The organism is Bradyrhizobium sp. UFLA06-06 (assembly GCF_054820065.1).
Window position 1 is genome coordinate 80,506 of the sequence record NZ_JADFUD010000023.1, and the last position, 22,657, is coordinate 103,162.

Below are 22,657 nucleotides of genomic sequence, written 5' to 3' on the forward strand. Positions count from 1 at the left end.
GAGATGGCGCGAACCGCTGCCGCTGGAACATGGTCGCTAGGCCGCGCCTGGGCGCGGACCGCGCGTCTGTGCCTGCTTGCCACCGCCCTTGCGCTTACAACCCATACCTATCCGACTGCGGCGCGGGCCGAAGACGCGGTGCCGGGGGAGGCGACATTCTCTGCCGCGAACGGCTATGCCCGGCTGGTGCTGAAGCTGAAGGAGGATGTCGAGTCGGAGGTCACGACCGCCGGCTCGATCATCGTGATCCGCTTCAGGCGCCCTGTCGATATCCCCGTCGAGAAACTGCAGGATGCGGTGCCCGATTATGTCGGCGCCGCGCGCCGCGATCCCGACGGCTCGGCGATCCGCCTGTCGCTGGCGCGTCGCGTCAGCATCAACACCATGACCGCCGGCGAGCGCATCTTCATCGACTTCCTGCCCGACAGCTGGACCGGCCCGCCGCCGTCGCTGCCGCAGGAGGTGATCCGCGAGCTTGCCGAGCGGGCCCGCGCCGCCGAGCGCCTGCTGCGCATGCAGCGCGCCGCCGATGCCGCCAGGAAGAAGCCGCCGGTGCGCGTTCGCGCGCTGGTGCAACCCACCTTCGTCCGCTTCGTGTTCGAGGTGCCCGACGGGGTCAGCGTCTCCTCGGTGCTGAACGAGCAGAAGTTGACGCTGTCCTTCAATTCGGTCCTGACCTTCGACCTTGCCGATGCCAAGGTCGCCGCCCCGCCAAATGTCGCGTCGATCAGCGCGCGCGCCGACACGGACACGTCGGCAGTCGACGTGTCGCTGATTGGCGATGTCGACGTGCATTCGTTCCGCGACGAGAAGAACTACATTGTCGACGTCGCCTTCCAGCAGAACGAGCAGCAGGCGGCAAAGCCCTCGCTGAGCTCATTGTTGCCGACGCCGCGCGCCAAACCGAAAGGCGCCGCGGCGATCGCGCCGGTGACATCGGAAAGCATCGCCCAGCAGGCCAAGATCGAGATCAAGGCCGAACAGTCCAAATCCGAGCCGGCGAAGTCCGAGCCTGCCAAGTCCGAGTCTGCCAAGTCCGAACCTGCCAATTCCGAACCGCAGCGCTCCGAGCCGCTCAAACCCGAGCAAGCCACCGGCGAGCAACCGGCGGCCGCGCCCGCCAAAACGGAGCAGCCCCGATCGGAACTGTCCGATCCGGAGCTGCCGAAAATCGCGGCCGCACCTGCGGCCAACGCCGAGAACGCTGCTACGCCGACCCCGCCGCACGAGGGTGGCGCCGGCTCTGCGGCGGAACAGAACACGGCGCCCGTGACCGACGCGCCGAAGCCGGTGCCCGCTGTCGCCGCCGCCGCGCCGGCGACGGAAGCGCCGAAGGCGGCTGCGGCACCATCGCCGCCTGCCGAGGCCCGTGCCGACGGCAAGCCCGCGGTCGAAGCCCAGCGCGACAGCGACGGCTTGCGCGTGACGTTCTCATTCCCCGGCGCGACGCCGGCGGCGTTGTTCCGCCGCGCCGACACGGTTTGGATGGTGTTTGACACCGCTGAGGCAATCGACGTCGATCCGGTCCGCGCCAAGGCCGGCTCGCTGATATCAGATGTCAGCCGGATCGCGCTGGACAAGGGCCAGGCGGTGCGCTTCCGCCTCAACCGGCCGCAGATGCCGTCGCTCGAAAGCGACGACCGCTCGCGCGGCGTGAGCTGGACGCTGACCTTTGCCGACCGCGTGCAGAAGCCGCCATTGCCGCTCACCGTGGTGCGCAACATCTCGGAGCCCTCGCTCGCCAATGTCAGCGTGCCGCTCGCCAATCCGGGCCAGCTGCACAGACTGGTCGATCCCGACGCCGGCGATACGCTCTGGGTGGTGACGGCGCCGCCGCCGACCCGCGGCGTCATCAAGCGGCAGGATTTCGTCGAGCTGTCGCTGCTGGAATCGATCCACGGCGTCGTGGTTCATCCGAACGCGGACGACGTCAAGGCCGAGGTCGGCGCCGACAAGGTGATGCTGGGCCGGCCGGGGGGCCTGACGCTGTCATCGGCCGACGTCGCCGCCGAGCGTGCGACCGCGGCGGTGAAGCCGTTGTTCGATCCCGACGAGTGGCGCAAGAACCAGTCGGAGACTTTCCTCAAGCAGCTCGACGGCCTGATTGCGGCGGCCGCGTCGGCCAATGCCGAGCAGCTGCCGCAGGCACGGCTCGATCTCGCCGACTTCTACATGGCGCGCGGCATGTACCAGGAAGCCCATGGTGTCGCCAATCTGATCCTGTCCGAGAGCAAGCGCGGCAGCGAGACGGCGTCGGTGGTGATGGTGCACGCGGTCGCCAGCATCCTGATCGGACACCCGGCGCAGGGCCTGAAGGATCTCGCCAATCCGGTGATCGGCAACGGTTACGATTCCCAATTGTGGAAGGGGCTCGCTTTCGCCCGCGAGGGCAAATGGGCCGAGGCGCGCGAGAAGTTCAAGAACGCCGAATTCGCGGTGGCGACGCTGCCGCCCGATTTGCAGCGCATCGTCACCATGGACTCGATGAAGGCCTCGCTCGAGGTCAAGGACTATGCCGGCGCCGCGCGGCGCAAGAGCGATCTCGACGTGGTCGGCGTTCCCGGCGAGCTGAAGCCCGCGGTTGCGGTGCTGCGCGGCCGGCTCGCCGAGGCGCTCGGCCAGGAGAAGGATGCGCTCGACGCCTATCGCTTCGCCGCCAATTCGGCCGATCGCCAGGCTGCCGCCGAAGGTAGGTTGCTGGAGACGCTGCTCAAGCAGAAGCGCGGCGAGATCGGCCGCGACGATGTGCTGAAGGAGCTCGAACTGCTGTCGATGCTGTGGCGCGGCGACAATATCGAGCTGAAGACGCTGTATGTGCTGTCGAAGATCTACGCCGAGACGGCGCGCTACGCCGACGCCTTCGCGGTCACGCGTGCCGCGACCCGGCTGCAGCCGAACGCGCCGGAATCGCGCCAGGCGCAGGATGCCGCCTCGGCCTTGTTCGTGCAGCTCTACCTCGGCCCCAAGGGCGACGAGATGTCGCCGATCGATGCGCTCGGCACCTTCTACGAATATCGCGAACTGACGCCGATCGGCCGCCGCGGCGACGAGATGATCCGCCGTCTCGCCGACCGCCTGGTCGGCGTCGATCTGCTCGACCAGGCCGCCGACCTCTTGCAATACCAGGTCGACAAGCGGCTCGAAGGCGCGGCCCGCGCCCAGGTCGCGGCGCGCCTTGCGATGGTCTATCTGATGAACCGCAAGCCCGACCGCGCCGTTGCCGCGCTGCGCTCGACCCGGATCGCGGACCTCTCCGGCGAACTGCGCCAGCAGCGGCTGCTGCTCGAGGCGCGCGCGCAGAGCGACGTCGGCCGGCACGATCTCGCGCTCGACATCATCTCGAACATCACCGGCCGCGAGGCAATCCGGCTGCGCTCCGACATCTATTGGGCGTCGCGGCACTGGCGCGAGGCGTCCGAGCAGATCGAGCTCTATTATGGCGACCGCTGGCGCGACTTCACTCCGCTCAATCCGGGCGAGAAGGCCGACATCATCCGCGCCGTTGTCGGCTACGCGCTTGCCGAGGACGCCATCGGACTGTCCCGGTTCCGCGAGAAATACGCGCCGCTGATGTCCGGCGATACCGACAAGCTCGCCTTCGACTCGGCCAGCAAGCCGGTCGCGACGTCCAGCGCCGAATTCGCCCAGATCGCGCGAATGGCCGCCAGCGTCGACACGCTCGACGGCTTCATCCGCGAGATGAAAACCCGCTTCCCCGACGCCACCGCCCGCGCGCCGTTGCCCGATCCGGTCGCAACCGGATCGGTGACTGACAAGCCAAAGGCCGCGCCGGTGAGCGCGCTGCCGGCGATCAAGGGCGAGCGCCGCGCCAGCGCGGTGCCGTAGCAGCGCAGGGGCTCACGGCCCGGCAGACACCCACGCGGTCGAAATGATCCCGGTGGCGTCGAGCGCGATCCGCCAATGCGAGGCGCCGTTGGCGTGTCGCACACTGTAGACATCCTCGCCCTGCGCGCCGACGCCGAGGAAACGTGTGGACTCGATCGTGCCGAGGTCGGCGAGGTAAGGCTGCAGGTGTGGCAATTGCTCGTGGGTCGCCGCGGCGAGCGCGGGGGTCATGTCCGCATAGTCGGGCTGTCCCGATGCGACCCCCTCGATCAGGCGGCGGAGTGCGGCCTCGGTTCCGGGAGCCGGCGACTGGTTCTTCACACGCTCCGCGGTGCGATCCGCAATCTGCTTCGCGTTTGCAGCGTCGATGCGCGGCATCGGCTGGTCGCCATTTTGATGCAGGATCAGTGACGTCGCCTGACCGTCAGCCGCGATGACAAAGCTGATCTGCGCGTTGACCTCCCTGGCGAAAAACTCAGTCTGGCTCTCCGCAAAGAACGCTACGGCACGCTGCCCGGTGAGCTGTACAGCCAGGTGGTGATCCTCGCGCAACACACTGAGGACGGCCTGCTCGCTGAGCTGGTAGAAGCCGGCATAGCCATCGAGCACCGCCGGAGCGACTGCGATCTCTTGCCGCACGACGCCCGGCGGCGATCGCGGAGCGGAAGCCGGGACATCGGCGGATCCGCCGGCGGCCTGTATCCGTGCCGCCAGCGTGTTCCAGTCGCGCTGGCCGAACAGTTTGGCGATCAGCTCCAGGCTGTCGCTGTGGGTGAGGGGGATCGATTTGGCGCCGAGCGCTTCGCGCAGCGTCTGCGCCATGGCCTTGGCATCACGAAAGTCGCGCATGGGATCAACCTTTGCATCGACGAACGGAAGGCGTCAGGGGCTTGCGTTGCTGACCCGTTCGTGCGGGCAAAGGAAGCCTGAAACATGGCTTGATACATTCACCGTCCCCGGGTGGGGTGCAAGCGGCGGGTGGTATCGACCCTGCCAAATGTTCGCCGGGGACGAGCATTTTGTCAATTGCAACTGGTTGTGATCGCACGCGTGCTCTCGACATCCTGCCGTCAAATCGGCAACCATGGCGTCCGTTGCAAAGCGCCGGGAGGACGTCCTTACATGAGCAAGCCGATCAAGACCGAAGCCGAACTCATCGAGATGGCGCGGGCCGAGTTGAAGGCCCATGCCGACTGCCCCGACGGCATCGACATCTCCGTGCTGCGCGACGGCGACAGCTGGGAGTTTCGCGCCAGCGCCAATGACACCACGGTGGCGAGGCCCGGCTATCCCGAATGCGTCGCGATGCTGGTGCAGATCGGCGACCATCTCAGCAAGCAGTATGACGTGAAGGAGTAACGGCGGCTGCGAAGCGGGGGGATCGATGGACCGCATCGACGCCATGAAGGTCTTCGTTGCGGCGGTCGACGAGGGCAGCCTCGCCGGTGCCGGGCGGAAGTTGCGGCGCTCGCCGGCGGCGGTCAGCCGGGCGATCGCTTTCCTTGAGCATCATGTCGGCGCCGAGCTGTTACATCGCACGACACGCTCGCTGAAGCTGAGCGATGCCGGCCAGCGCTATGCGGCGGCGTGCCGGCGCATTCTCACCGAGCTCGAGGAAGCCGACATCTCGGCGGGCGGCGAGCGGTCGGTGCCGCGCGGCACGCTGACCGTCACCGCGCCTGTCGTCGTCGGCGAGGACGTGCTGCGGCCGGTGCTCGATGCCTTCATGACGCAATATCCGGCCGTGTCAGTGCGGCTCGTGATGCTCGATCGTACCGTCAATCTGATCGACGAGGGGATCGACGTCGCGCTGCGCATCGCCCATCTCGCCGATTCCAATTTCATCGCGATCAAGCTCGGCGAGGTGCGCCGCGTGGTCGCGGCATCCCCCGGCTATCTCGCGCAGCATCCGCTGATCAGCGAGCCGGCGGACCTGGCGAAGCACCAGATCATCGCGATGACGCATTTCGGGCTCGACTCCTGGAGCTTCCCGCCGGCAGCGAAGTCGAAGATCGCGCGCGCCGTCCAGTTCGCGCCGCGGCTGGTGGTCAACACGGTGCGCGCGGCGGTGGCCTCGGCCAGCGAAGGACACGGCGTCACCCGGCTGTTCTCGTATCATATCGCCGAGGAAATCCGCGACGGACGGCTGCGGATATTGCTTGCCAAGGACGAGCATCCGCCGTTGCCGGTGCATCTTTTGGCGCCGCAGGGCCGCTTCGACGTGCCCAAGGTGCGCGCCTTCGTGGATTTCGCGACGCCGCGGCTGAAGCGCTATTTCGAGCGGCTGTCGCGCGAGGCCAGCAAGGCTGGCGCGAAAGCCCGATGACGTCGGTCGTTCGCGCCGCGGAAGAGTGTCTGCCGAATAGCGGGCATTCGCGCGGAAAGCGGATGTATCTAGCTTGCTCTCCATCGAAGCGGCGCTGGGTCGCTTCAGCAACAGATGGAGAAAGATCATGGGTGCAGAGCAGAAGGTTGCCATCATCACCGGTGCGTCGCAGGGCCTCGGCGAGGCCATCGTCAAGGGCTATCGCGACCGCAACTGGCGCGTCGTCGCCAATTCCCGCAGCATCAAGCCGTCGACCGACAGCGACGTTCTGACCATCGCAGGCGACATCGGCGATCCCGAAGTTGCCGACCGCATCGTCAAGCAGGCGCTCGGGCGCTTCGGCCGCGTCGACACGCTGGTCAACAATGCCGGCATCTTCCTGGCCAAACCGTTCACCGACTACACCGACCAGGACTACGCGCAGGTGCTGGCGACCAATCTCAACGGCTTCTTCTACATCACCCGCCGCGCCGCCAGGGAGATGGAGAAGCAGGGATCCGGGCACATCGTGCAGATCACGACCAGCCTCGTCGATCACGCCAACAGCAACGTTCCCTCGGTGCTGGCCTCGCTGACCAAGGGCGGCCTGAACGCCGCCACCAAGTCGCTCGCGATCGAATATGCCGCCAAGGGCATCCGCGTGAACGCGGTCTCGCCCGGTGTGATCAAGACACCGATGCACGCACCCGCGACGCACGACTTCCTCGCCAAGCAGCATCCGGTCGGACGCATGGGTGAAGCCAAGGACATCGTCGACGCCGTGCTGTTCCTGGAAGGCGCGGGGTTCGTCACCGGCGAGATCCTGCATGTCGACGGCGGCCAGAGCGCGGGCCACTGACGAGTGTGATCCGGAGGAGTGCCATGCCCATCGTCACCATGCAGCTCACGCGGGAGGGGACGGCGCCGGGTGCGTCGTCCACCACGCCGGAGCAGAAAGCCGCACTGATCAAGGGCGCCAGTGAGCTGCTGCGCGACGTGCTCGGCAAGCCCATGGAGTCGACCTTCGTCATCATTGAGGAAGTCGACACCGACAATTGGGGCTGGGGCGGGCTGCCCGCGCTCGACTATCGCAAGAAGCTCGCTGCAGCTGCGGCGTCCAAATCTTCCCGCTGAAGGCTTTCCCCAAACCGAATGTGCACCTCTCCCGATCGGGAGAGGTGAGCCGTGATCGCTGCAAGCGATTGCTGCGATCGCAACTAATCATTTTTCACGAACGGCCGGAGCGCCTACCGCGATATCCATGTCAGCCAATGTCGATCATGACAGACGCCATCACGCCGAGCCGCATCGCGATGCAGGCGGGCCGCTGTGGCTGTCCGCGGCCGCGGGGCTCTGCGCCTCGCTGGTCGGGCTCGGACTGGCGCGCTTCGCGTATACACCGCTGATCCCGGCTTTGATCGCCGCAAAGTGGTTCACGCCGGCGGAGGCGGTCTATCTCGGTGCCGCCAACCTTGCCGGCTATCTCGCCGGTGCGTTGATCGCCCGCGATCTCGGCGCGCGCATCGGCTCGGTGTGGGCGCTGCGCGGCATGATGGTGCTGGCCGCCATCACCTGCTTTGCCTGCGCGGTGCCGATCTCCTTCATCTGGTTCTTCGGCTTCCGCTTTCTCGCCGGCGTCAGCGGCGGCGTGATCATGGTGCTGGCGGCGACGGCGATCCTGCCGCATACCGCACCCAGCAAGCGCGGCTTGATCGGCGGCGTGATCTTCGCCGGCGTTGGCCTCGGCGTTGCTGCGTCCGGCACGCTGGTGCCGCTGTTGCTGCAGCAGGGCGTCAAGCAGGCCTGGTACGGCCTTGGCGTGTTGTCGGCGGTGCTGACACTGATCAGCTGGAAGGCGTGGCCCGCAGAAACTCCTGCCGCGCGTAACGTGGCGGAGCAGCCCGTTGCGTCGCACGGTGTGCGCTCGCCGCTGGTGATTGCGCTGTGCCTGGAATACGGCCTCAATGCGCTGGCGCTGGTGCCGCACATGGTGTTCCTGGTCGATTTCGTCGCGCGCGGGCTCGGGCAGGGGATCGCGGCGGGATCGCATTACTGGGTGCTGTACGGCATCGGCGCCGTGGTCGGCCCGTTGCTCACGGGACATCTCGCCGATCGCGCCGGCTTCGCCGCGGCGCTGCGCGCGGCGTTCCTGATCGAGGCCGTTGCGGTCGCACTGCCCGCCGTGACGAATTCGCCCGCCGCGCTGATCGTGTCGAGCCTGATCGTCGGCGGCTTCACGCCCGGCATCGTGCCGCTGGTGATCGGCCGCATCCACGAGCTGATCCCGCATTCGGCGGCGAGCCAGCGTTCAGCCTGGGCGCAGGCCACCACGTCCTTCGCGCTGTTCCAGGCGGCGGGCGCCTACGGCCTGTCGTATCTGTTCGCGCACAGCGGCGGCGACTATGCGCTGCTGTTCCTGATCGGCGCGGCCGGAGTGGCCGTCGCACTGGCGATTGAATTATTCAGCGTTGTCGGACTGCGGCACAAGTCTACCTAGCCGCGCAGCGCTTTCGTGAGCACCGCGACGAGGCGATCGACATCGGCCTCGTCGTTGAAAACGTGCGGCGAGATCCGCATCCGGCCAAGCCGCAGCGCGACATGGATGTTCTCGGCGGCGAGCCGCGCGATCAACTCCTTCGAGATGCCGCCTGGCATGCCGAGGCTCAGGATGTGCGGCGCGCGCATGCTGCGCGCCGGCACGTCGAGTCCGAGGTCACGCACGCCGTCGGCAATCCGCTCGTTGAGCATCGCGAGCCGTGCGCTGACGGCAGCGGCGCCCCATTCCGCCATCATCTCCATGCCGATCGAGGCCATCTCCAGCGTGATGAAATGATCGCGCTCGCCCATGTCGTAACGCGTGGCGTTGTCGACATAGGCGAGATCGCCGAAATAGACCGGGTTCTCGGAATTCACGTTGCGGCGGCCGCTGGAGGTCTGCTCAAGCGGCACGCCGTTCTGGTGGCGTTTTGCAATGTAGAGGAAGGCGCGGCCGTAGGGGCCGATCAGCCATTTGTAGGTCGGAAACATCACGGCGTCGGGATCGAGTCGTGTCACGTCCATCGCCACGACACCCGCGCTCTGCGTCGCGTCGATCACGAACATCGCGCCATGCTGCCGCAGCGCGGCCTGCACCTTGTCGACGTCGATCATGCCGCCGTCCGACCAGTGCACCGACGAGATCGAGGCGAGCCCCGCCGGCGGCGCGCCTGGCCGCTCGATCGCCCCGAGCACGGCCGATGTCCAGTCGCCGTCGGCGGGCTGGCGCACGGTGTCGACGACGAAGCCCTGCGCCTCGGCACGGGCGTGCCATTCCAGCACCGGCGAGGAATGATCGTTCTCCAGCACGATGACGCGCGTGCCGCGCGGAATGCTCAGCGCCTTCGCCACCGTGGCGACGCCGTAACTGATCGCGGGGATCAGCGCGACATCGTCAGGTGCGGCATTGATCAGGCGGGCGGCCGCGCTACGGGCGCGCTCATGCTGGCGGCTAGCGAAGCCGGGATCGATCGTCCAGGGCTGGCCCTTGCGTCCCACCGCCGCGCGGCCGGCGTCGAGCGTCTTCAGCGGCAGCGGGCTGTAGGACGCCGAGTTCAGGTAGCAGACCTCGCGTGGAATCTCGAACAGGTGGCGCTGGGAGGGAAGCATGTCGTCTCGTTGCTGGAATTTGCGGATGATGGCGTGACGTGGAAGAGCGCGCGCTCAGCTGTCATACTGGTCCGGCCCCATCGCCCATGGCGCCTGGTCGTAGCCGTTGGCGAAGGTGCGGTTGGTCTGCGCCGGATTGCGGTTGACCAGCGGCCGCAGATACATCGGATGGGTGGCGCTGCGCACCTCGTGCTCGACGGTGAACAGATGCCGGCCGTTAGCGGGATCGACGAGGTCGCAGAAGCGGTACTGGTACTGATTGTCCTCGCGCGAGACCAGATTGCGCTCGCGCAGCCGCCGGTAGGGGCCCGAGAAGTCCGTGATGTAGATCTGGATGTGATGGCCGTCGAATTCACCCTGCGCCGCGTCGCTCTCGCGGAATTGCAGATACTGATCCTTGCCGACTTTTGCGCGTGCGACCGTGCCGTCGCCGTTCACGACGCTGGCGGGGATGCCCATGATCTCAGGATAGAACCGGCTGATCGCCTCAGCCGTGCCGCGCGGCACCTCGAACTCGACATAGGGCATGCCGAGCGCGATGCGCCCGAACCGTTCGGCGTCCGGTTCAAAGCAACGTAGCCGGTTGCCCCAGGGGCAGGTGGCCTCGACGTGATCGTTGCGCTCGCGATAACTGAACGCGGTGCCCTCGAGCTTGGGTGCGACCGCGGCGAGCCGTTGCAGCAGGGCCTGCCGCCCGGCGATCACGATGCCGCTATGGCCGCGCAGCACCTGCGGCCGGCCGCTCGGCAGGTGAAACTGGCTGCGGCCGGCATTCACCCACATGTTGCTGTCGGAGACCATCAGATAGGGATCGCGGGTCAGCCCGATGCCGGCGACGTAGAACAGCGTGGCGAGGCGCTGGTCGGGCACCTGCACGTTGACATGTTCGAGATGGATGGCGTTGCCGAGGTCTTCTGCGGCGCGGTCGAATGGTTGCTGCACGGCGCGGCTCCCTGGATGCGGTGCCGCGCATGATAGTGCAATGGCACGGCCGATCCAGCTGACCGGCCATGAATGTTTCGCAGGGCGCTACCCCCCGTAACTCTGCACCAGGCTGCCGGCGACCAGGGCCCAGCCGTCGACCAGCACGAAGAAGATCAACTTGAACGGCAGCGAGACCACCACCGGCGGCAGCATCATCATGCCCATCGACATCAGGACCGAGGCGACCACGAGGTCGATGATCAAAAACGGCAGGAACAGCAGGAAGCCGATCTCGAAGGCGCGTTTCAGCTCGGAGATCATGAAGGCCGGCACCAGGATGCGCAGCGACATCGCCTCCGGCGTTGCCGGCGGCGGCTCGCCGGAGAGGTCCATGAACAGCTTCAAATCCTTCTCGCGGACGTTCTTTTGCATGAAGCCGCGCAAGGGGACCGAGGCGCGCTGCAACGCGTCCTCAACGCCGATCTGGTTGGCGACCAGCGGCTTGATGCCGTCGTCATAGGATTTCTGCAGCACCGGGCCCATCACGAAGGCGGTGAGGAACATCGCAAGCGCGATCATCACCGAGTTCGGCGGTGCGGTGGCGGTGCCGAGCGCGGTGCGCAGCAGCGACAGCACGACCACGATGCGCGTGAACGACGTCATCATGATCAGGATCGACGGCGCGATCGACAGCACCGTGAGCAGCGCGATCAGCTGGATCGCGCGCTCGGTCACGCCGCCATTGCCGCCGCCGAGATTGATGCTGATATCCTGCGCCATCGCCGGATCAGCGAGGGATCCGGCGGCGATCAGGACAGCGATGAAAAAAACTCTACGCGGGACTGCCCCTGGTCTCACGAAGGATTCTTCGGTCGGCCGAGCAGCGAGGCCATCTCGTCCTCGAGATTTTCGAACCCGCTCTTCTGTCCGCCGGCGGGCGGGGCGGGCGGCTCGCTGCGCTGCGGGCGCGCCGGCGGCGCCTCGGGCGCAACCGGCGGAGCGACGGTCTCGCCGGCGCCGGTCGGGCGGCGCAGCGCCGCTTCGAGCCGTTGCGCCATCTCGGCGAGATTGGCGTCGGCGTTCGATGGAGGCGGCGCAGCCGAAGGCGCCTGCGTCGCAGTCGGCGGCGGTGCCTGGGGAGGCGGTGGCGGCGGCGTCACGGCGCGCTCGGCTGTGCGCAGCGGTGGCGGCGCCTTCGGCGGCTCGGCGGCGCGCGGCGGACGCGGGACCACCGGCTCGGAGCGCGGCGGCAGGCGCGGCGGCATCGGATCGGGCCTCGGCTCGCCGCGTTCGGGCGTAAAGCCCGCGAGCGGATCGCTGCGACGCTCGGCGAGCGGCGGCGGGGGCCGGCGCAGTTCGTCGGCGAAGGAGGGCCGCGCCTGACGCGGCGGCAGCTCCGGCTCGGGAAGTTCGAAATTGTCGGAGCGGGCGGCTTCGCTCTCGTTCCAGGCCGCATCCGGAAGCGGCGCCACGCGCGGCGGCGCGGCATCGGCTGCGACCGCGGGGCGGGTCGACATTTGATCGCGCGCGGGCATCGCGCGGACGATATTTGGCTCGACGACGATATCGGTGGGGCCGCCGATCATCAGGAGATGCTCGATGTTGTCGCGGCGGACCAGCACCAGGCGGCGCCGCCCGTCGACGGCGGCAGCGTCGATCACCGCCAGGCGCGGCATGCGTCCTCGGTTGGCGTTGGCCCCGAGGCGGTTTCCGGCGAAGCGGCGGACGAGCCATGCGGTCACGCCGATCAGCGCCAGCACGACAACGAATGCCAAGACGAATGTAATGACCTGCATATTGGAGTCCCCGGCCATCTTGGCCTTCCTCAGCTTTCGCCATCAACGGGCGCGGATTGATAGGTGCGGTTTGCGCAGCGAATCGCGCCCGAGATTCGCCTTATTTCTTAATTCCCAGCGGCTTGCAGCCCACTGTTCTATTAATAAACCAAGAATCGCTTGTCCCAAAACGACTTCTCAGTGCCCCACACTGTCTTGGTTTGTGCTGGTTAACGCAGCATTCGTGGCGAAAATGCGCTCGCAGGCTGCAGTTGCGGCGTTCTCCACGGATCCGTCCGGCATTTTAACCACCTGTTAACCATACACCGGGCAAATTCTGCCTACCTCGGAAGAGCCCAGAGGTTAACGGAGCCGGCGATGGCCATGAACGATCTCCCGATCCTGTCGGCGTTGCGCACCAAGATGCAGTGGCACCAGGAGCGCCAGCGGGTGCTCGCCGAGAACATTTCCAATTCCGACACGCCGAGCTTCCGGCCGCGCGACCTGGTCGAGCCGAAGTTCGACCGGGCCGGCGCCACGGTCGGCGGCGGCGTGGGGACGCTGCCGATGATGCAGACCAGCGCTACCCACATGGCGGCGTCCGGGGCGCCCGACAGCTTCGACAACGATCGCGGCAAGAGCGGGTTCCAGACCCGTCCGGCCGGCAACGCGGTCAATCTCGAGGAGCAGATGCTGAAAGTGTCGGCCAACCAGATGGACTATGCGGCCGTCACCTCGCTCTACAGCCGCAGCCTGCATCTCCTGAAAACCGCGATCGGCAAGGGCTAGAGCATGACCCGGAAAAGTGTGAAGCGGTTTTCCGTCGCGACAAACGCGGAATGCGTTTGCGCGGAGATCGTGCCCCAACCAGCAAAGGCCTGACGGCGGCAGGAGGATCCCATGGCAGATGGAACAAGCGATTTCACCCGCTCGATGAGCATCGCGACCTCAGGCCTGCGGGCGCAGGCGGGGCGCATGCGGGTGATCTCGGAAAATATCGCCAATGCCGATTCGACGGCGCAGACCGCGGGCGGCGACCCCTACCGCCGCAAGGTGCCGACCTTCTCCTCCACGCTCGATCGTACGCTCGACGCCCAGGTCGTGGCGCTGGGCCGGATCCGCCCCGACCAGTCTTCGTTCCGTGTCAAGCACGAGCCGGGCAACCCGGCGGCGGACGCCTCCGGCAACGTCAAATATCCGAACGTCAATGCGATGGTCGAAATGACCGACATGCGCGACGCCCAGCGCTCCTACGAGGCCAACCTCAACATCATCAGCGCGACGCGGCGGATGATCCAGCGCACGCTCGACATCCTCAAGTCCTGACGCAACAAGAACAGGGAACATAAATTATGGCTTCACCGACAGTCGCCGCCAACGCCTACGCCAACCTCGCCAAGATGATGGAGCGCGGCGGCGCCGAGAAGGCCGGGCAGGCCGTCGCCGGCCCATCCTTCAGCGCGCTGCTGAAGGACTCCGTCGGCAGCGTGCTGGAGGCGGGCAAGAAGTCCGACGCGCAGACCATGGCGATGGCCTCGGGCAAGGCGAACGTGATGGACGTGGTAACGGCGGTCGCCGACACCGACGTTGCGGTGTCGACGCTGGTTTCGGTGCGCGACCGCGTGATCCAGGCCTATGAAGACATCATGAAGATGCCGATCTGACGTCCGTCGGGACGTCATCCCGGGGCGCGAAGCGAACTTCAGATGTGCAATAGCACATCAAAGATCTCGAGATTCCGGGTTCGCTACGCGCCCCGGAATGACCAAAACAACCGAAGCGAGAACCCAACAATGACCGGCCCCGAAACCCTCGACGTGGCGCGCGATGCGATCTGGACCATCGTGGTGGTGTCGTCGCCCCTGATGGTGGTCGGCCTCGTGGTCGGCGTCGTGGTGTCGCTGTTCCAGGCGCTGACGCAGATCCAGGAACAGACCCTGATTTTCGTGCCGAAGATCCTCGCGATCTTCGTCACATTGCTGCTGGCGCTGCCGTTCATGGCGGACTCGCTCTCCAGCCACATGATGCGGATTTCATCGCGAATCATCGGCGGTTGATGCACTAATGCCGCGGTCATGCGCATCGATGTCTCCCTGCTGCCGGCGCTGGCCGCGATCTTCGTGCTGGTCTTCGCGCGCGTGGGCGCGATGGTGATGCTGCTGCCCGGTTTCGGCGAGAGCAACATCCCGGCGCGGGTCAAGCTGTCGATCGCGCTGTTGCTGACCCTGATCATCCTTCCCCTGCATCGCAACGCCTATCATGTCGACCTGACGTCGATCTCCTCGCTCGGGGTCCTGATGGTGCATGAGCTCATCATCGGCATTGTGCTCGGCGCGACCGCGCGGGTGACGCTGTCAGCGCTCAACGTCGCGGGCTCCGTGATCGCGCAGCAGCTCGGCCTCGGCTTCGTCACCGCTGTCGATCCGACCCAGGGGCAGCAGGGCCAGATCATCGGCAACTTCCTCACGATCCTCGGCCTCACGCTGCTGTTTGCGACCGATAGCCACTATCTCGTCATTGCGGCGCTGAGCGAGAGCTACCGCATCTTCTCGCCGGGCGAGATCATGCCGACCGGCGATGTCGCCGCGCTTGCGACCTCGGCTTTCTCCGCCGCCTTCAAGATCGGCCTGCAGCTGTCCGCGCCGTTCCTGGTGTTCGGCCTGGTCTTCAACATCGGGCTTGGCGTGCTGGCGCGGCTGATGCCGCAGATGCAGGTCTATTTCGTCGGCGTGCCGCTCTCGATCATGGTCGGGTTCCTGATCTTCGGCGTCGTGCTCGCGGCGATGATGAACACCTATCTCGACTATTTCCTCGGCGTCATGCGCCAGCTCGCTCCGATGAATTAGGGGGAGAAGAAGTGGCGGACGATACCGAAGACAAAACAGAAGACCCTACGCAAAAACGTCTCGATGAAGCGCTCGAAAAAGGTGACGTCGTCAAGAGCCAGGAGGTCAACACCTGGTTCGTGATCGCCGGCGGCACCTTGGTGCTGTCGACCTTCTCGGGCTCGATCGGCAGCGGCATCTTGATGCCGCTGCGCAACCTGATCGCCAATTCATGGATGATCCGCACCGACGGCGCCGGCCTGCTGGCGCTGACACAGTCGCTCGGCTACGCGGTGGTCGCCGCGATCGGCGTGCCGTTCCTGTTGCTGGCGCTGGCCGCGATCGCGGGCAACATGGTGCAGCATCAGCTGGTGTGGTCGGGCGAGCAGCTGAAGCCGAAATTCTCCAAGATCTCGCCGGCTGCCGGCTTCAAGCGGCTGTTCGGCAAGCAGGCGGTGGCGAATTTCCTGAAGGGCCTGTTCAAGCTGATTGCTCTCGGCGCCGTGATGGTCGCGGTGCTGTGGCCCGACCGGATGCGGATGGAATCCTTCCTGCGGGTCGATCCGGCCGAGCTGCTGCCCGCCATCACCGGCATGACGGTGCACCTGTTGGCGGCGGTGGTGGCCATCCTCGCTGCGGTCGCGATCGCCGACTACTTCTTCCAGTACCGGACCTGGTACGAGCGTCACAAGATGTCGCTGCAGGAGATGAAGGAGGAGTTCAAGCAGTCGGAAGGCGACCCGCACGTCAAGGGCAGGATCAAGCAATTGCGGGTCCAGCGCGCCAAGAAGCGGATGATGGCCCAGGTTCCGAAGGCCTCGGTGATCATCACCAACCCGACCCACTATTCGGTGGCGCTGGCCTACGACCGCAGCATGTCGGCGCCGATCTGCGTCGCCAAGGGCGTCGACAATCTTGCGTTCAAGATCCGGGAGATCGCCAAGGAGCACGACATTCCGATCGTGGAGAACGTGCCGCTGGCCCGGGCGCTTTATGCGACGGTCGAGATCGACCGGGAGATCCCGGTCGAGCACTATCACGCGGTTGCCGAAATCATCGGCTACGTGATGCGGCTGAGGCGCGGCCTGTCCGGCCTGCGTCAGTAAGGGGCGGAAAACCCGCTTGAAATGCGCGTAACTTGCGAAATTGCCGCCTGATGGACTTGCGTTTTCGGGTCCGATTCAGGCACTCAGGGGCGAGGTGGCCGACCGGTCGCCTTCGTGATGCAGACGAGCCATGTCTCTCCAGATGACCGCCGATAGCAACGATCCTTCCGTGACCGAGCCGTTCGTGGCCCATGGACCAGCGCGGCGGAACGGCAGCATCCTGCTGGTGGTCCTGATCGCGGCCGGCATCGTCGCGGTGGCGGTCTGGCTGATGACCATCGGCCGCACCGAGGCGCAGCCCTATATCCTGGGCGTGCTGGCGCTGCTCGCTACCGTCGGGCTGTTCAACCTGTTCGCCCTTGCCGCCGGCATCATCCGCTTCTCCGACCGCGCCACCGATGATCCGGTGATGGTGCGGATCGCCGACCAGGCCCAGGAAGGGCTCGTCGTCACCGACTCCCGCGGCCACGTGGTCTATTCCAACGCCGCCTATCTCACGCTGACCGGCGCGGCCGGGCCGCAGGACGTCCGTCCGGTCGAGCGCGTCTTCATCGGCAACCCCGACGTCTCCGAGGCGGTGTTCCGCCTTTTGAAGGCTGCCCGCGAGGGCAAGCGGCAGCAGGAGGAGGTCCGCGTCGCCGGCCAGGAGGCCGGCCAGGGCCGCTGGCTGCGCCTGCGGGTACGCCCGCTCGGCGAGGGCAAGCGCGATGCGAAATATGCGGTTTGGTCGATCGCCGACGTCACCCGCGACCGCGAGCGCCAGGAAGACGTGTTCCAGGAGCTGCGGCACGCGATCGAATATCTCGATCACGCGCCATGCGGCTTCTTCTCGGTCAATCCGGCCGGCGAGATCGCCTATGTCAACGCCACGCTGGCCAACTGGCTGGACTACGATCTGGCCGAGATCGGCTCGGGCGGCCTGAAACTGACCGACATCGTCTCGGGCGACGGCGCGGCGCTGTTGACCTCGATTGCGGCGGTGCCGGGCGAAGTCAAGACCGAGGTGTTCGACATCGACCTGCGGATGCGCGGCGGCAAGACCGTGCCGGTGCGGCTCTATCACAAGCTCGCCTTCGGCGCCGACGGCGCGGCGGGCGCCTCGCGCACGCTGGTGATCAGCCGCGCCCGCGACGAGCATTCCGATCCGGAGCGCGCCGCCGAGGTGCGCTTCATGCGCTTCTTCGACCATACGCCGATGGCGATCGCGACCGTCGATCGCGGCGGCAATGTGGTCGGCGCCAATGCGCGCTATGCCAAGCTGGCGCAGGGCCTGAATGGCGACGGCGGCGCCGCCAAGTCGATCTTCCGCGCCGTCAATCCGCGCGACCGCGGCCTCCTGATCGCCGCGATCAACCAGGCGGCCGAGGGCCAGGGCGACATCGCGCCGGTCGAGGTGATGCTCGACGGGCCCAAGGAGCGCTTTGCCCAGTTCTTCGTCACCACCGTCGAGAAAGACGAGCGCGACGCCGAGACCGCGATCGTCTACATGCTCGAGACCACCGAGCGGCGCGCGCTGGAAAACCAGATCAACCAGTCGCAGAAGATGGAGATGGTCGGCCAGCTCGCCGGCGGCATCGCGCACGACTTCAACAACGTGCTGTCGGCCATCATGATGGCCAACGACTTCCTGCTGAACGCGCACAAGCCGACCGACCCGTCGTTCCAGGACATCATGCAGATCAAGCAGAACGCCACCCGCGCCGCGACACTGGTGCGGCAGCTGCTTGCATTCTCGCGCCGCCAGACGCTGCGGCCGCAGGTGCTCGATCTCGGTGATGCTTTGAGCGACCTCACCATGCTGCTGCGCCGGCTGATCGGCGAGAAGGTCAAGCTCGACCTCGTGCATGGCCGCGACCTGTGGCCGGTGAAGGTCGACGTCTCGCAGTTCGAGCAGGTGGTGGTCAATCTCGCGGTCAACGCGCGCGATGCGATGTCCGACGGCGGCAAGCTGATCATCCGCACCGCCAATGTGCCGACCGAGGAAGCCGCCCAGCTCGCCAACAAGGGCATGCCGGCGGCGGACTATGTGAAGATCGAGATCGCCGACACCGGCACCGGCATTCCGGCCGAGATCATCGACAAGATCTTCGAGCCATTCTTCTCGACCAAGGAAGTCGGCAAGGGGACCGGTCTCGGCCTGTCCACCGTCTACGGCATCGTCAAGCAGACCGGCGGCTTCGTCTATGTCGATTCCGTGCCGGGCGGCGGCACCACGTTCCGGATCTATCTGCCACGGCATCGCCAGGAGCAGGAGGTCGCACCGGAGGCCCAGGTCGGCAACGGCGCGGCCAAGGAAACCGCCGTGGAAGCCGCCAAGCCGAAGCCCGATCTCACCGGGCAGGGCACCATCCTGCTGGTGGAGGACGAGGACGGCCTGCGCTCGCTCAATGCGCGCGGCCTGCGTTCGCGCGGCTACAGCGTGATCGAGGCGGCGAACGGCGTCGAGGCGCTGGAGGCGTTCGAGGAGAAGAACGGCGCCGTCGATCTCGTCGTCTCCGACGTCGTGATGCCGGAGATGGACGGCCCGACGCTGCTGAAGGAAATGCGCAGCCGCAACGCGGAGCTGAAGATCATCTTCGTCTCAGGCTATGCCGAGGACGCGTTCGAGAAGAGCCTGCCGGAGAACCAGCAGTTCGCGTTCCTGCCGAAGCCCTTCACGTTGACGCAGCTGGTCGCCGCGGTGAAGGAAACCATGACGGCGAACTAGCCGCGCGGCGGTGCGCGCTACCGATTCACCTGTTCCTGGGAGGTGGCGGGCGGGTGCTGTTCCGGTTGAACCTCGGCCGCATCTCGGGGTAGGACGCGCCGTCGCATCCACAAGGACCATAGTGTCACATCTCCGCGACCGAGGGCCGCAGCCGCGGTTCCGGTTTCCCGCTTCACTTTTAACCGGCCCTGCCCATCTTAGGGGCGTTTCCCCATGCCGGGGAATCCTTTGAGGAAACCAACATGAATTTCTCGCAACGCACGCGTGGAATTGTTCGGGCGATCGCCGTCGCGATGGCGCTGGCGCTGCCCGTGATGATGACCGTTTCGGCGGCCGACGCCCGCGTTGGCGGCGGCGGCTCGCGCGGCTCGCGGACATTCTCCGCGCCGCCCTCGACCACCACGGCGCCGGGCTCGGTTGCGCCGATGAACCGCACCTTCAGCCAGCCTGGTAGCCCGAACATGGGCGCGCCGGCGGCGGCGAATTCCGGCGGCCTGTTCGGTCGCGGCGGAATGGGCCGCGGCCTGCTCGGCGGCCTGGCCGCGGGCTTCCTTGGCGCCGGCCTGTTCGGCATGCTGTTCGGCGGCGGGCTGTTCTCGGGTCTCGGCGGCCTGTCGTCGATGCTCGGCCTCTTGCTGCAGATCGGCCTGATCGTGCTCGTGGTTCGCCTTGCGATGTCGTGGTGGCAGCGCCGCAACGCGCCGGCGGCCGCCTATGCCGGTGGCCCCGACGTCGGCCCCGGTCCGCAGGCGAACGCCCGCTCGGGCTTCGGCTTCGGCCTCGGCGGCGGATCGAATGCGCCGGTCGAGATCGCGCCTGGCGACTACGAGACGTTCGAACGGCTGCTCGGCGACATCCAGACCGCGTGGTCGAACGAGGACATCGCGAAGCTGCACACGCTCGCGACGCCGGAGATGGTGTCGTACTTCTCGAAGGATCTCGAGGAGAACAAGGCGCGCAACGTCATCAACAAGGTGACCAATGTGAAGCTGCTGCAGGGCGATCTGGCGGAAGCCTGGCGCGAAGGCGACAGCGAGTATGCGACGGTCGCGATGCGCTACTCGCTGGTCGACACCGTGCTCGAGCGCGGCACCGGCCGTCAGGTCGGCGGCAGCACGCAGCCGGAGGAGGTCACTGAGGTCTGGACCTTCGTGCGCCAGCGTGGCGGCAATTGGGAACTTTCGGCGATCCAGCAGACCAACTGATCGGTTGCCGGAGATGACAGAATACAAGGCGCCGCGGCCTGGTCCGCGGCGCCTTTGTTTTGTGCCTTCATTCACATGTCGCGGCGCCGGAATATCCGGAGGGCCTGCGGGTTGATCTCAGCGGACCATAACAACCATCGGGAGGATTGAGATGAAGATCGTTGCGCAGATCGCGGTTCCGGCCTGTCTTGCGTTCGTCGTCGTGGCGGCGCCGCCGGCGGCGGCGCAGACCGCCGACACCAGCTTCTTCCTGACCAGCAACGGCATCGGCAACGGCGGCAATCTCGGCGGGCTCGCCGGCGCCGACAATCATTGCCAGACGCTGGCGCAGGCCGCCGGCTTCGGTGCGCCGAAGACCTGGCGCGCCTATCTCTCGACCCAGGCGGCCGACGGCAAGGCCGCGGAGAATGCGCGCGATCGCATCGGCAAGGGACCTTGGAAGAATGTAAAGGGCGTCGTGGTCGCCAAGGACGTCGCCGACCTGCACAGCGCCGGCAACAATCTCACCAAGCAGACCGCCCTGTCCGAGAAGGGCGAGGTCGTCAACGGTGCCGGCGACACGCCGAACCGCCACGACGTGCTGACGGGATCGCAGGCAGACGGTACGGCATTTGCGGCCGGCGAGGACCGCACCTGCAAGAACTGGACAAGCAGCACGCAAGGCGCCGCCATGCTCGGGCATTTCGACCGCAAGGGCCTGCGCGACGACGAGCCGTCCAAATCCTGGAACACGTCGCATCCTTCGCGCGGTCCCGATGGCGGCTGCTCGCAGGCCGACCTGAAGAGCACCGGCGGCGACGGCCTGCTGTACTGCTTCGCGGCGAATTGAGGGTCGACGAGCAGCCAGCAGTCGCCAAGCGTCGCCGCTCGTTACAGGGCGATCGCATTTGGAATGGGCTGCGTTTTCCGCACCGTCATGGCCGGGCTTGTCCCGGCCATCCTTGTCTTTCTTGGCGTGGAGATGAAGACGTGGATGCCCGGGACAAGCCCGGGCATGACGAATTTGTGGAAGTGCCGATCACCTCGAGCTCCAAATGCGAGCATTAAGAGCAGTCAGCTCTTCTTGCGCTTGACGGCCTTCTTCGCAGTCTTCTTTTTCTTCGCGGTTTTCTTCTTGGCCGCGAAGTAGGCTTCGACCTTCTTCGAGGAATGCCCGACGGCTGCGACCGCGGTCTTGAGCCGGGCAGGGGTCACCTTGAACTTCTTCGACCAGTAGCGGACCTCGTAGGGCTCGCTGATTGCGATCCGCGCGCGGTCGGCGGCCTTGTGGCGCTGCTCCTTGAAATGGGCCTCCACCTTCTTGGCGGAATGTCCGACCTTCTTGACGGCGGCTTTCAGCTTCGCCGGCGTGACCTTGAACTTCTTGGACCAGTACGCAACTTCGTAGGACTCGCTCAACGCGATCAGAGCGCGATCTGCCGCGCCCCGCTTCTTCTTGCTATCCGCCATAAGATGATCCCTCATCGAAGATTCGACGTTGGAACCCTAGCAGCCTCCGCGCGGTTCGCACAGGCGGCCGCGCGCGGTGGACGATCTGACCGCGGCGCGGCTACGATCGAGCTGAAGCGAACCGATGCGGCGAAGTTTTCGGAGGTAAGTGCATGCACTATCAGCTTTACTACTGGCCGATGATCCAGGGCCGCGGCGAATATGTCCGCCTCGCGCTCGAGGATGCGGGCGCTGGCTACACCGATGTCGCGCGGGCCAAGGGCGGCACGGGCGCCATGATGAAGATGATGGAGGCACACAAGGGCACGCCGCCCTTCGCGCCGCCGTTCCTCAAGGCCGGCAGTCTCGTGATCGGGCAGACCGCCAACATCCTGCTCTATCTCGGCGCGCGCCACGGCCTGGCGCCGAAGGCGGAGGGCGGAAAGCTCTGGGTGCACCAGCTGCAGCTCACGATCGCGGACTTCGTGCTGGAGATCCACGATACCCATCATCCGCTCGGGCCGTCGCTGTATTACGAGGACCAGAAGGCGCCGGCGAAGAAGCGCACCGAGGAGTTCTGGGATTCGCGGGTGCCGAAATATCTCGGCTATTTCGAGGACCTTGTGCAGGCCAACCGCGGTGCGTTCCTCACCGGCCGCCGGCTGACCTACGCGGATCTGTCGCTGTTCCAGATCGTGGAAGGCCTGCGCTATGCGTTTCCGAAGCGGATGGCGGCGTTCGAGAAGAAGATCCCGCGCCTGATCGCGCTGCGCGATCGCGTCGCCGAGCGGCCGAACATCAAGGCGTATCTGGCCAGCGAGCGGCGGATTCCGTTCAACGAAGAGGGGATTTTCCGGCGCTACAAGGTGCTGGATTTGTAGGCACCGTCAT

Annotated in this window: 22 protein-coding genes; 16 read left to right on the plus strand and 6 right to left on the minus strand. The window is 66.3% G+C overall.

Annotation, left to right across the window (positions count from 1 at the left end; all coding sequences use genetic code 11):
* The first annotated feature begins 3 nt into the window (after positions 1-3).
* On the plus strand, positions 4-3,846 hold the full coding sequence (locus IF803_RS20845; protein WP_461193298.1) for a tetratricopeptide repeat protein: 3,843 nt from the start codon (positions 4-6) through the stop codon (positions 3,844-3,846).
* A 12-nt stretch (positions 3,847-3,858) separates the two neighbouring features.
* Here IF803_RS20845 and IF803_RS20850 read toward each other — a convergent pair whose 3' ends face one another.
* Positions 3,859-4,695 carry a glyoxalase superfamily protein gene (locus tag IF803_RS20850; protein WP_461193299.1) on the minus strand — a complete coding sequence of 279 codons (837 nt, stop codon included), beginning with the start codon at positions 4,693-4,695 and terminating at the stop codon, positions 3,859-3,861.
* A gap of 273 nt (positions 4,696-4,968) precedes the next feature.
* Here IF803_RS20850 and IF803_RS20855 point away from each other — a divergent pair, with 273 nt between their 5' ends.
* The 5 genes from IF803_RS20855 (at position 4,969) to IF803_RS20875 (ending at position 8,648) form a co-directional block, all read left to right on the plus strand.
* Entirely contained in the window at positions 4,969-5,205 is a 237-nt protein-coding gene (locus tag IF803_RS20855) for a hypothetical protein (protein WP_461193300.1), read from the plus strand.
* Between the two features lie 25 nt (positions 5,206-5,230).
* Positions 5,231-6,172, plus strand: coding sequence for a LysR family transcriptional regulator (locus tag IF803_RS20860; RefSeq protein ID WP_461193301.1), 942 nt, complete (start codon positions 5,231-5,233; stop codon positions 6,170-6,172).
* A 127-nt stretch (positions 6,173-6,299) separates the two neighbouring features.
* The gene (locus tag IF803_RS20865) at positions 6,300-7,010 is read left to right on the plus strand and encodes an SDR family NAD(P)-dependent oxidoreductase (RefSeq protein WP_461193302.1); all 711 of its coding nucleotides are present in this window, start codon (positions 6,300-6,302) and stop codon (positions 7,008-7,010) included.
* Between the two features lie 23 nt (positions 7,011-7,033).
* Positions 7,034-7,285, plus strand: a complete 252-nt coding sequence (locus IF803_RS20870; RefSeq protein ID WP_461193303.1) for a tautomerase family protein — start codon at positions 7,034-7,036, stop codon at positions 7,283-7,285.
* Between the two features lie 127 nt (positions 7,286-7,412).
* On the plus strand, positions 7,413-8,648 hold the full coding sequence (locus tag IF803_RS20875; RefSeq protein ID WP_461193304.1) for a YbfB/YjiJ family MFS transporter: 1,236 nt from the start codon (positions 7,413-7,415) through the stop codon (positions 8,646-8,648).
* Here the strand turns inward: IF803_RS20875 and IF803_RS20880 are convergent.
* The 4 genes from IF803_RS20880 to IF803_RS20895 all read right to left on the minus strand — a co-directional run bounded on the left by IF803_RS20880 (position 8,645) and on the right by IF803_RS20895 (position 12,516).
* Entirely contained in the window at positions 8,645-9,796 is a 1,152-nt protein-coding gene (locus IF803_RS20880; protein ID WP_461193305.1) for an aminotransferase class V-fold PLP-dependent enzyme, read from the minus strand. The two genes, IF803_RS20875 and IF803_RS20880, sit on opposite strands and share 4 nt — an antisense overlap.
* A 54-nt stretch (positions 9,797-9,850) precedes the next feature.
* Positions 9,851-10,738 (minus strand): hypothetical protein, encoded by an 888-nt coding sequence (locus IF803_RS20885; protein WP_461193306.1) that lies wholly within the window; start codon positions 10,736-10,738, stop codon positions 9,851-9,853.
* A gap of 87 nt (positions 10,739-10,825) precedes the next feature.
* Positions 10,826-11,578 (minus strand): flagellar type III secretion system pore protein FliP, encoded by a 753-nt coding sequence (gene fliP, locus IF803_RS20890; RefSeq protein WP_028339811.1) that lies wholly within the window; start codon positions 11,576-11,578, stop codon positions 10,826-10,828.
* A complete protein-coding gene (locus tag IF803_RS20895; RefSeq protein WP_461193307.1) occupies positions 11,575-12,516 on the minus strand; it encodes a flagellar biosynthetic protein FliO in 942 nt (313 codons plus the stop codon). Before IF803_RS20895 ends, fliP begins: the two co-directional genes overlap by 4 nt.
* A gap of 357 nt (positions 12,517-12,873) precedes the next feature.
* On the opposite strand from IF803_RS20895, the gene flgB reads away from it, so the two are divergent.
* From flgB to IF803_RS20940, 9 genes are all read left to right on the plus strand, one after another.
* Positions 12,874-13,284: a flagellar basal body rod protein FlgB gene (gene flgB, locus IF803_RS20900; protein WP_016844763.1), complete on the plus strand. Its 411-nt coding sequence runs from the start codon at positions 12,874-12,876 to the stop codon at positions 13,282-13,284.
* 111 nt (positions 13,285-13,395) lie between these two features.
* Complete coding sequence (flgC, locus tag IF803_RS20905) at positions 13,396-13,821, plus strand: flagellar basal body rod protein FlgC (RefSeq protein ID WP_461193308.1); 426 nt, start codon at positions 13,396-13,398, stop codon at positions 13,819-13,821.
* 26 nt (positions 13,822-13,847) lie between these two features.
* On the plus strand, positions 13,848-14,159 hold the full coding sequence (fliE, locus tag IF803_RS20910) for a flagellar hook-basal body complex protein FliE (protein ID WP_016844765.1): 312 nt from the start codon (positions 13,848-13,850) through the stop codon (positions 14,157-14,159).
* Between the two features lie 129 nt (positions 14,160-14,288).
* Positions 14,289-14,552 carry a flagellar biosynthesis protein FliQ gene (fliQ, locus tag IF803_RS20915; protein WP_016844766.1) on the plus strand — a complete coding sequence of 88 codons (264 nt, stop codon included), beginning with the start codon at positions 14,289-14,291 and terminating at the stop codon, positions 14,550-14,552.
* Positions 14,553-14,570: 18 nt separating this feature from the next.
* A complete protein-coding gene (gene fliR, locus IF803_RS20920; protein WP_016844767.1) occupies positions 14,571-15,341 on the plus strand; it encodes a flagellar biosynthetic protein FliR in 771 nt (256 codons plus the stop codon).
* An 11-nt stretch (positions 15,342-15,352) separates the two neighbouring features.
* Complete coding sequence (gene flhB / locus IF803_RS20925) at positions 15,353-16,426, plus strand: flagellar biosynthesis protein FlhB (protein ID WP_028339814.1); 1,074 nt, start codon at positions 15,353-15,355, stop codon at positions 16,424-16,426.
* Between the two features lie 142 nt (positions 16,427-16,568).
* A complete protein-coding gene (gene cckA / locus IF803_RS20930; RefSeq protein ID WP_461193336.1) occupies positions 16,569-19,133 on the plus strand; it encodes a cell cycle histidine kinase CckA in 2,565 nt (854 codons plus the stop codon).
* A gap of 242 nt (positions 19,134-19,375) precedes the next feature.
* Positions 19,376-20,338 carry a Tim44 domain-containing protein gene (locus tag IF803_RS20935; RefSeq protein WP_461193309.1) on the plus strand — a complete coding sequence of 321 codons (963 nt, stop codon included), beginning with the start codon at positions 19,376-19,378 and terminating at the stop codon, positions 20,336-20,338.
* Between the two features lie 151 nt (positions 20,339-20,489).
* Positions 20,490-21,167, plus strand: a complete 678-nt coding sequence (locus IF803_RS20940; protein ID WP_018272461.1) for a hypothetical protein — start codon at positions 20,490-20,492, stop codon at positions 21,165-21,167.
* 224 nt (positions 21,168-21,391) lie between these two features.
* Here IF803_RS20940 and IF803_RS20945 read toward each other — a convergent pair whose 3' ends face one another.
* Positions 21,392-21,787 (minus strand): DUF3606 domain-containing protein, encoded by a 396-nt coding sequence (locus tag IF803_RS20945; RefSeq protein ID WP_461193311.1) that lies wholly within the window; start codon positions 21,785-21,787, stop codon positions 21,392-21,394.
* 152 nt (positions 21,788-21,939) lie between these two features.
* Between IF803_RS20945 and IF803_RS20950 the strand changes: the two genes are divergently transcribed.
* A complete protein-coding gene (locus tag IF803_RS20950; RefSeq protein ID WP_461193312.1) occupies positions 21,940-22,647 on the plus strand; it encodes a glutathione S-transferase in 708 nt (235 codons plus the stop codon).
* The last annotated feature ends 10 nt before the right edge of the window (positions 22,648-22,657 follow it).

Coding starts and splice junctions, on each gene's coding strand:
- IF803_RS20845 (WP_461193298.1), top strand. CDS start 4: ATGGCGCGAACCGCTGCCGCTGGAACATGGTCGCTAGGCCGCGCCTGG.
- IF803_RS20850 (WP_461193299.1), bottom strand. CDS start 4,695: ATGCGCGACTTTCGTGATGCCAAGGCCATGGCGCAGACGCTGCGCGAA.
- IF803_RS20855 (WP_461193300.1), top strand. CDS start 4,969: ATGAGCAAGCCGATCAAGACCGAAGCCGAACTCATCGAGATGGCGCGG.
- IF803_RS20860 (WP_461193301.1), top strand. CDS start 5,231: ATGGACCGCATCGACGCCATGAAGGTCTTCGTTGCGGCGGTCGACGAG.
- IF803_RS20865 (WP_461193302.1), top strand. CDS start 6,300: ATGGGTGCAGAGCAGAAGGTTGCCATCATCACCGGTGCGTCGCAGGGC.
- IF803_RS20870 (WP_461193303.1), top strand. CDS start 7,034: ATGCCCATCGTCACCATGCAGCTCACGCGGGAGGGGACGGCGCCGGGT.
- IF803_RS20875 (WP_461193304.1), top strand. CDS start 7,413: ATGTCAGCCAATGTCGATCATGACAGACGCCATCACGCCGAGCCGCAT.
- IF803_RS20880 (WP_461193305.1), bottom strand. CDS start 9,796: ATGCTTCCCTCCCAGCGCCACCTGTTCGAGATTCCACGCGAGGTCTGC.
- IF803_RS20895 (WP_461193307.1), bottom strand. CDS start 12,516: ATGCAGGTCATTACATTCGTCTTGGCATTCGTTGTCGTGCTGGCGCTG.
- flgB (WP_016844763.1), top strand. CDS start 12,874: ATGGCCATGAACGATCTCCCGATCCTGTCGGCGTTGCGCACCAAGATG.
- flgC (WP_461193308.1), top strand. CDS start 13,396: ATGGCAGATGGAACAAGCGATTTCACCCGCTCGATGAGCATCGCGACC.
- fliE (WP_016844765.1), top strand. CDS start 13,848: ATGGCTTCACCGACAGTCGCCGCCAACGCCTACGCCAACCTCGCCAAG.
- fliQ (WP_016844766.1), top strand. CDS start 14,289: ATGACCGGCCCCGAAACCCTCGACGTGGCGCGCGATGCGATCTGGACC.
- fliR (WP_016844767.1), top strand. CDS start 14,571: ATGCGCATCGATGTCTCCCTGCTGCCGGCGCTGGCCGCGATCTTCGTG.
- cckA (WP_461193336.1), top strand. CDS start 16,569: ATGACCGCCGATAGCAACGATCCTTCCGTGACCGAGCCGTTCGTGGCC.
- IF803_RS20935 (WP_461193309.1), top strand. CDS start 19,376: ATGAATTTCTCGCAACGCACGCGTGGAATTGTTCGGGCGATCGCCGTC.
- IF803_RS20940 (WP_018272461.1), top strand. CDS start 20,490: ATGAAGATCGTTGCGCAGATCGCGGTTCCGGCCTGTCTTGCGTTCGTC.
- IF803_RS20945 (WP_461193311.1), bottom strand. CDS start 21,787: ATGGCGGATAGCAAGAAGAAGCGGGGCGCGGCAGATCGCGCTCTGATC.
- IF803_RS20950 (WP_461193312.1), top strand. CDS start 21,940: ATGCACTATCAGCTTTACTACTGGCCGATGATCCAGGGCCGCGGCGAA.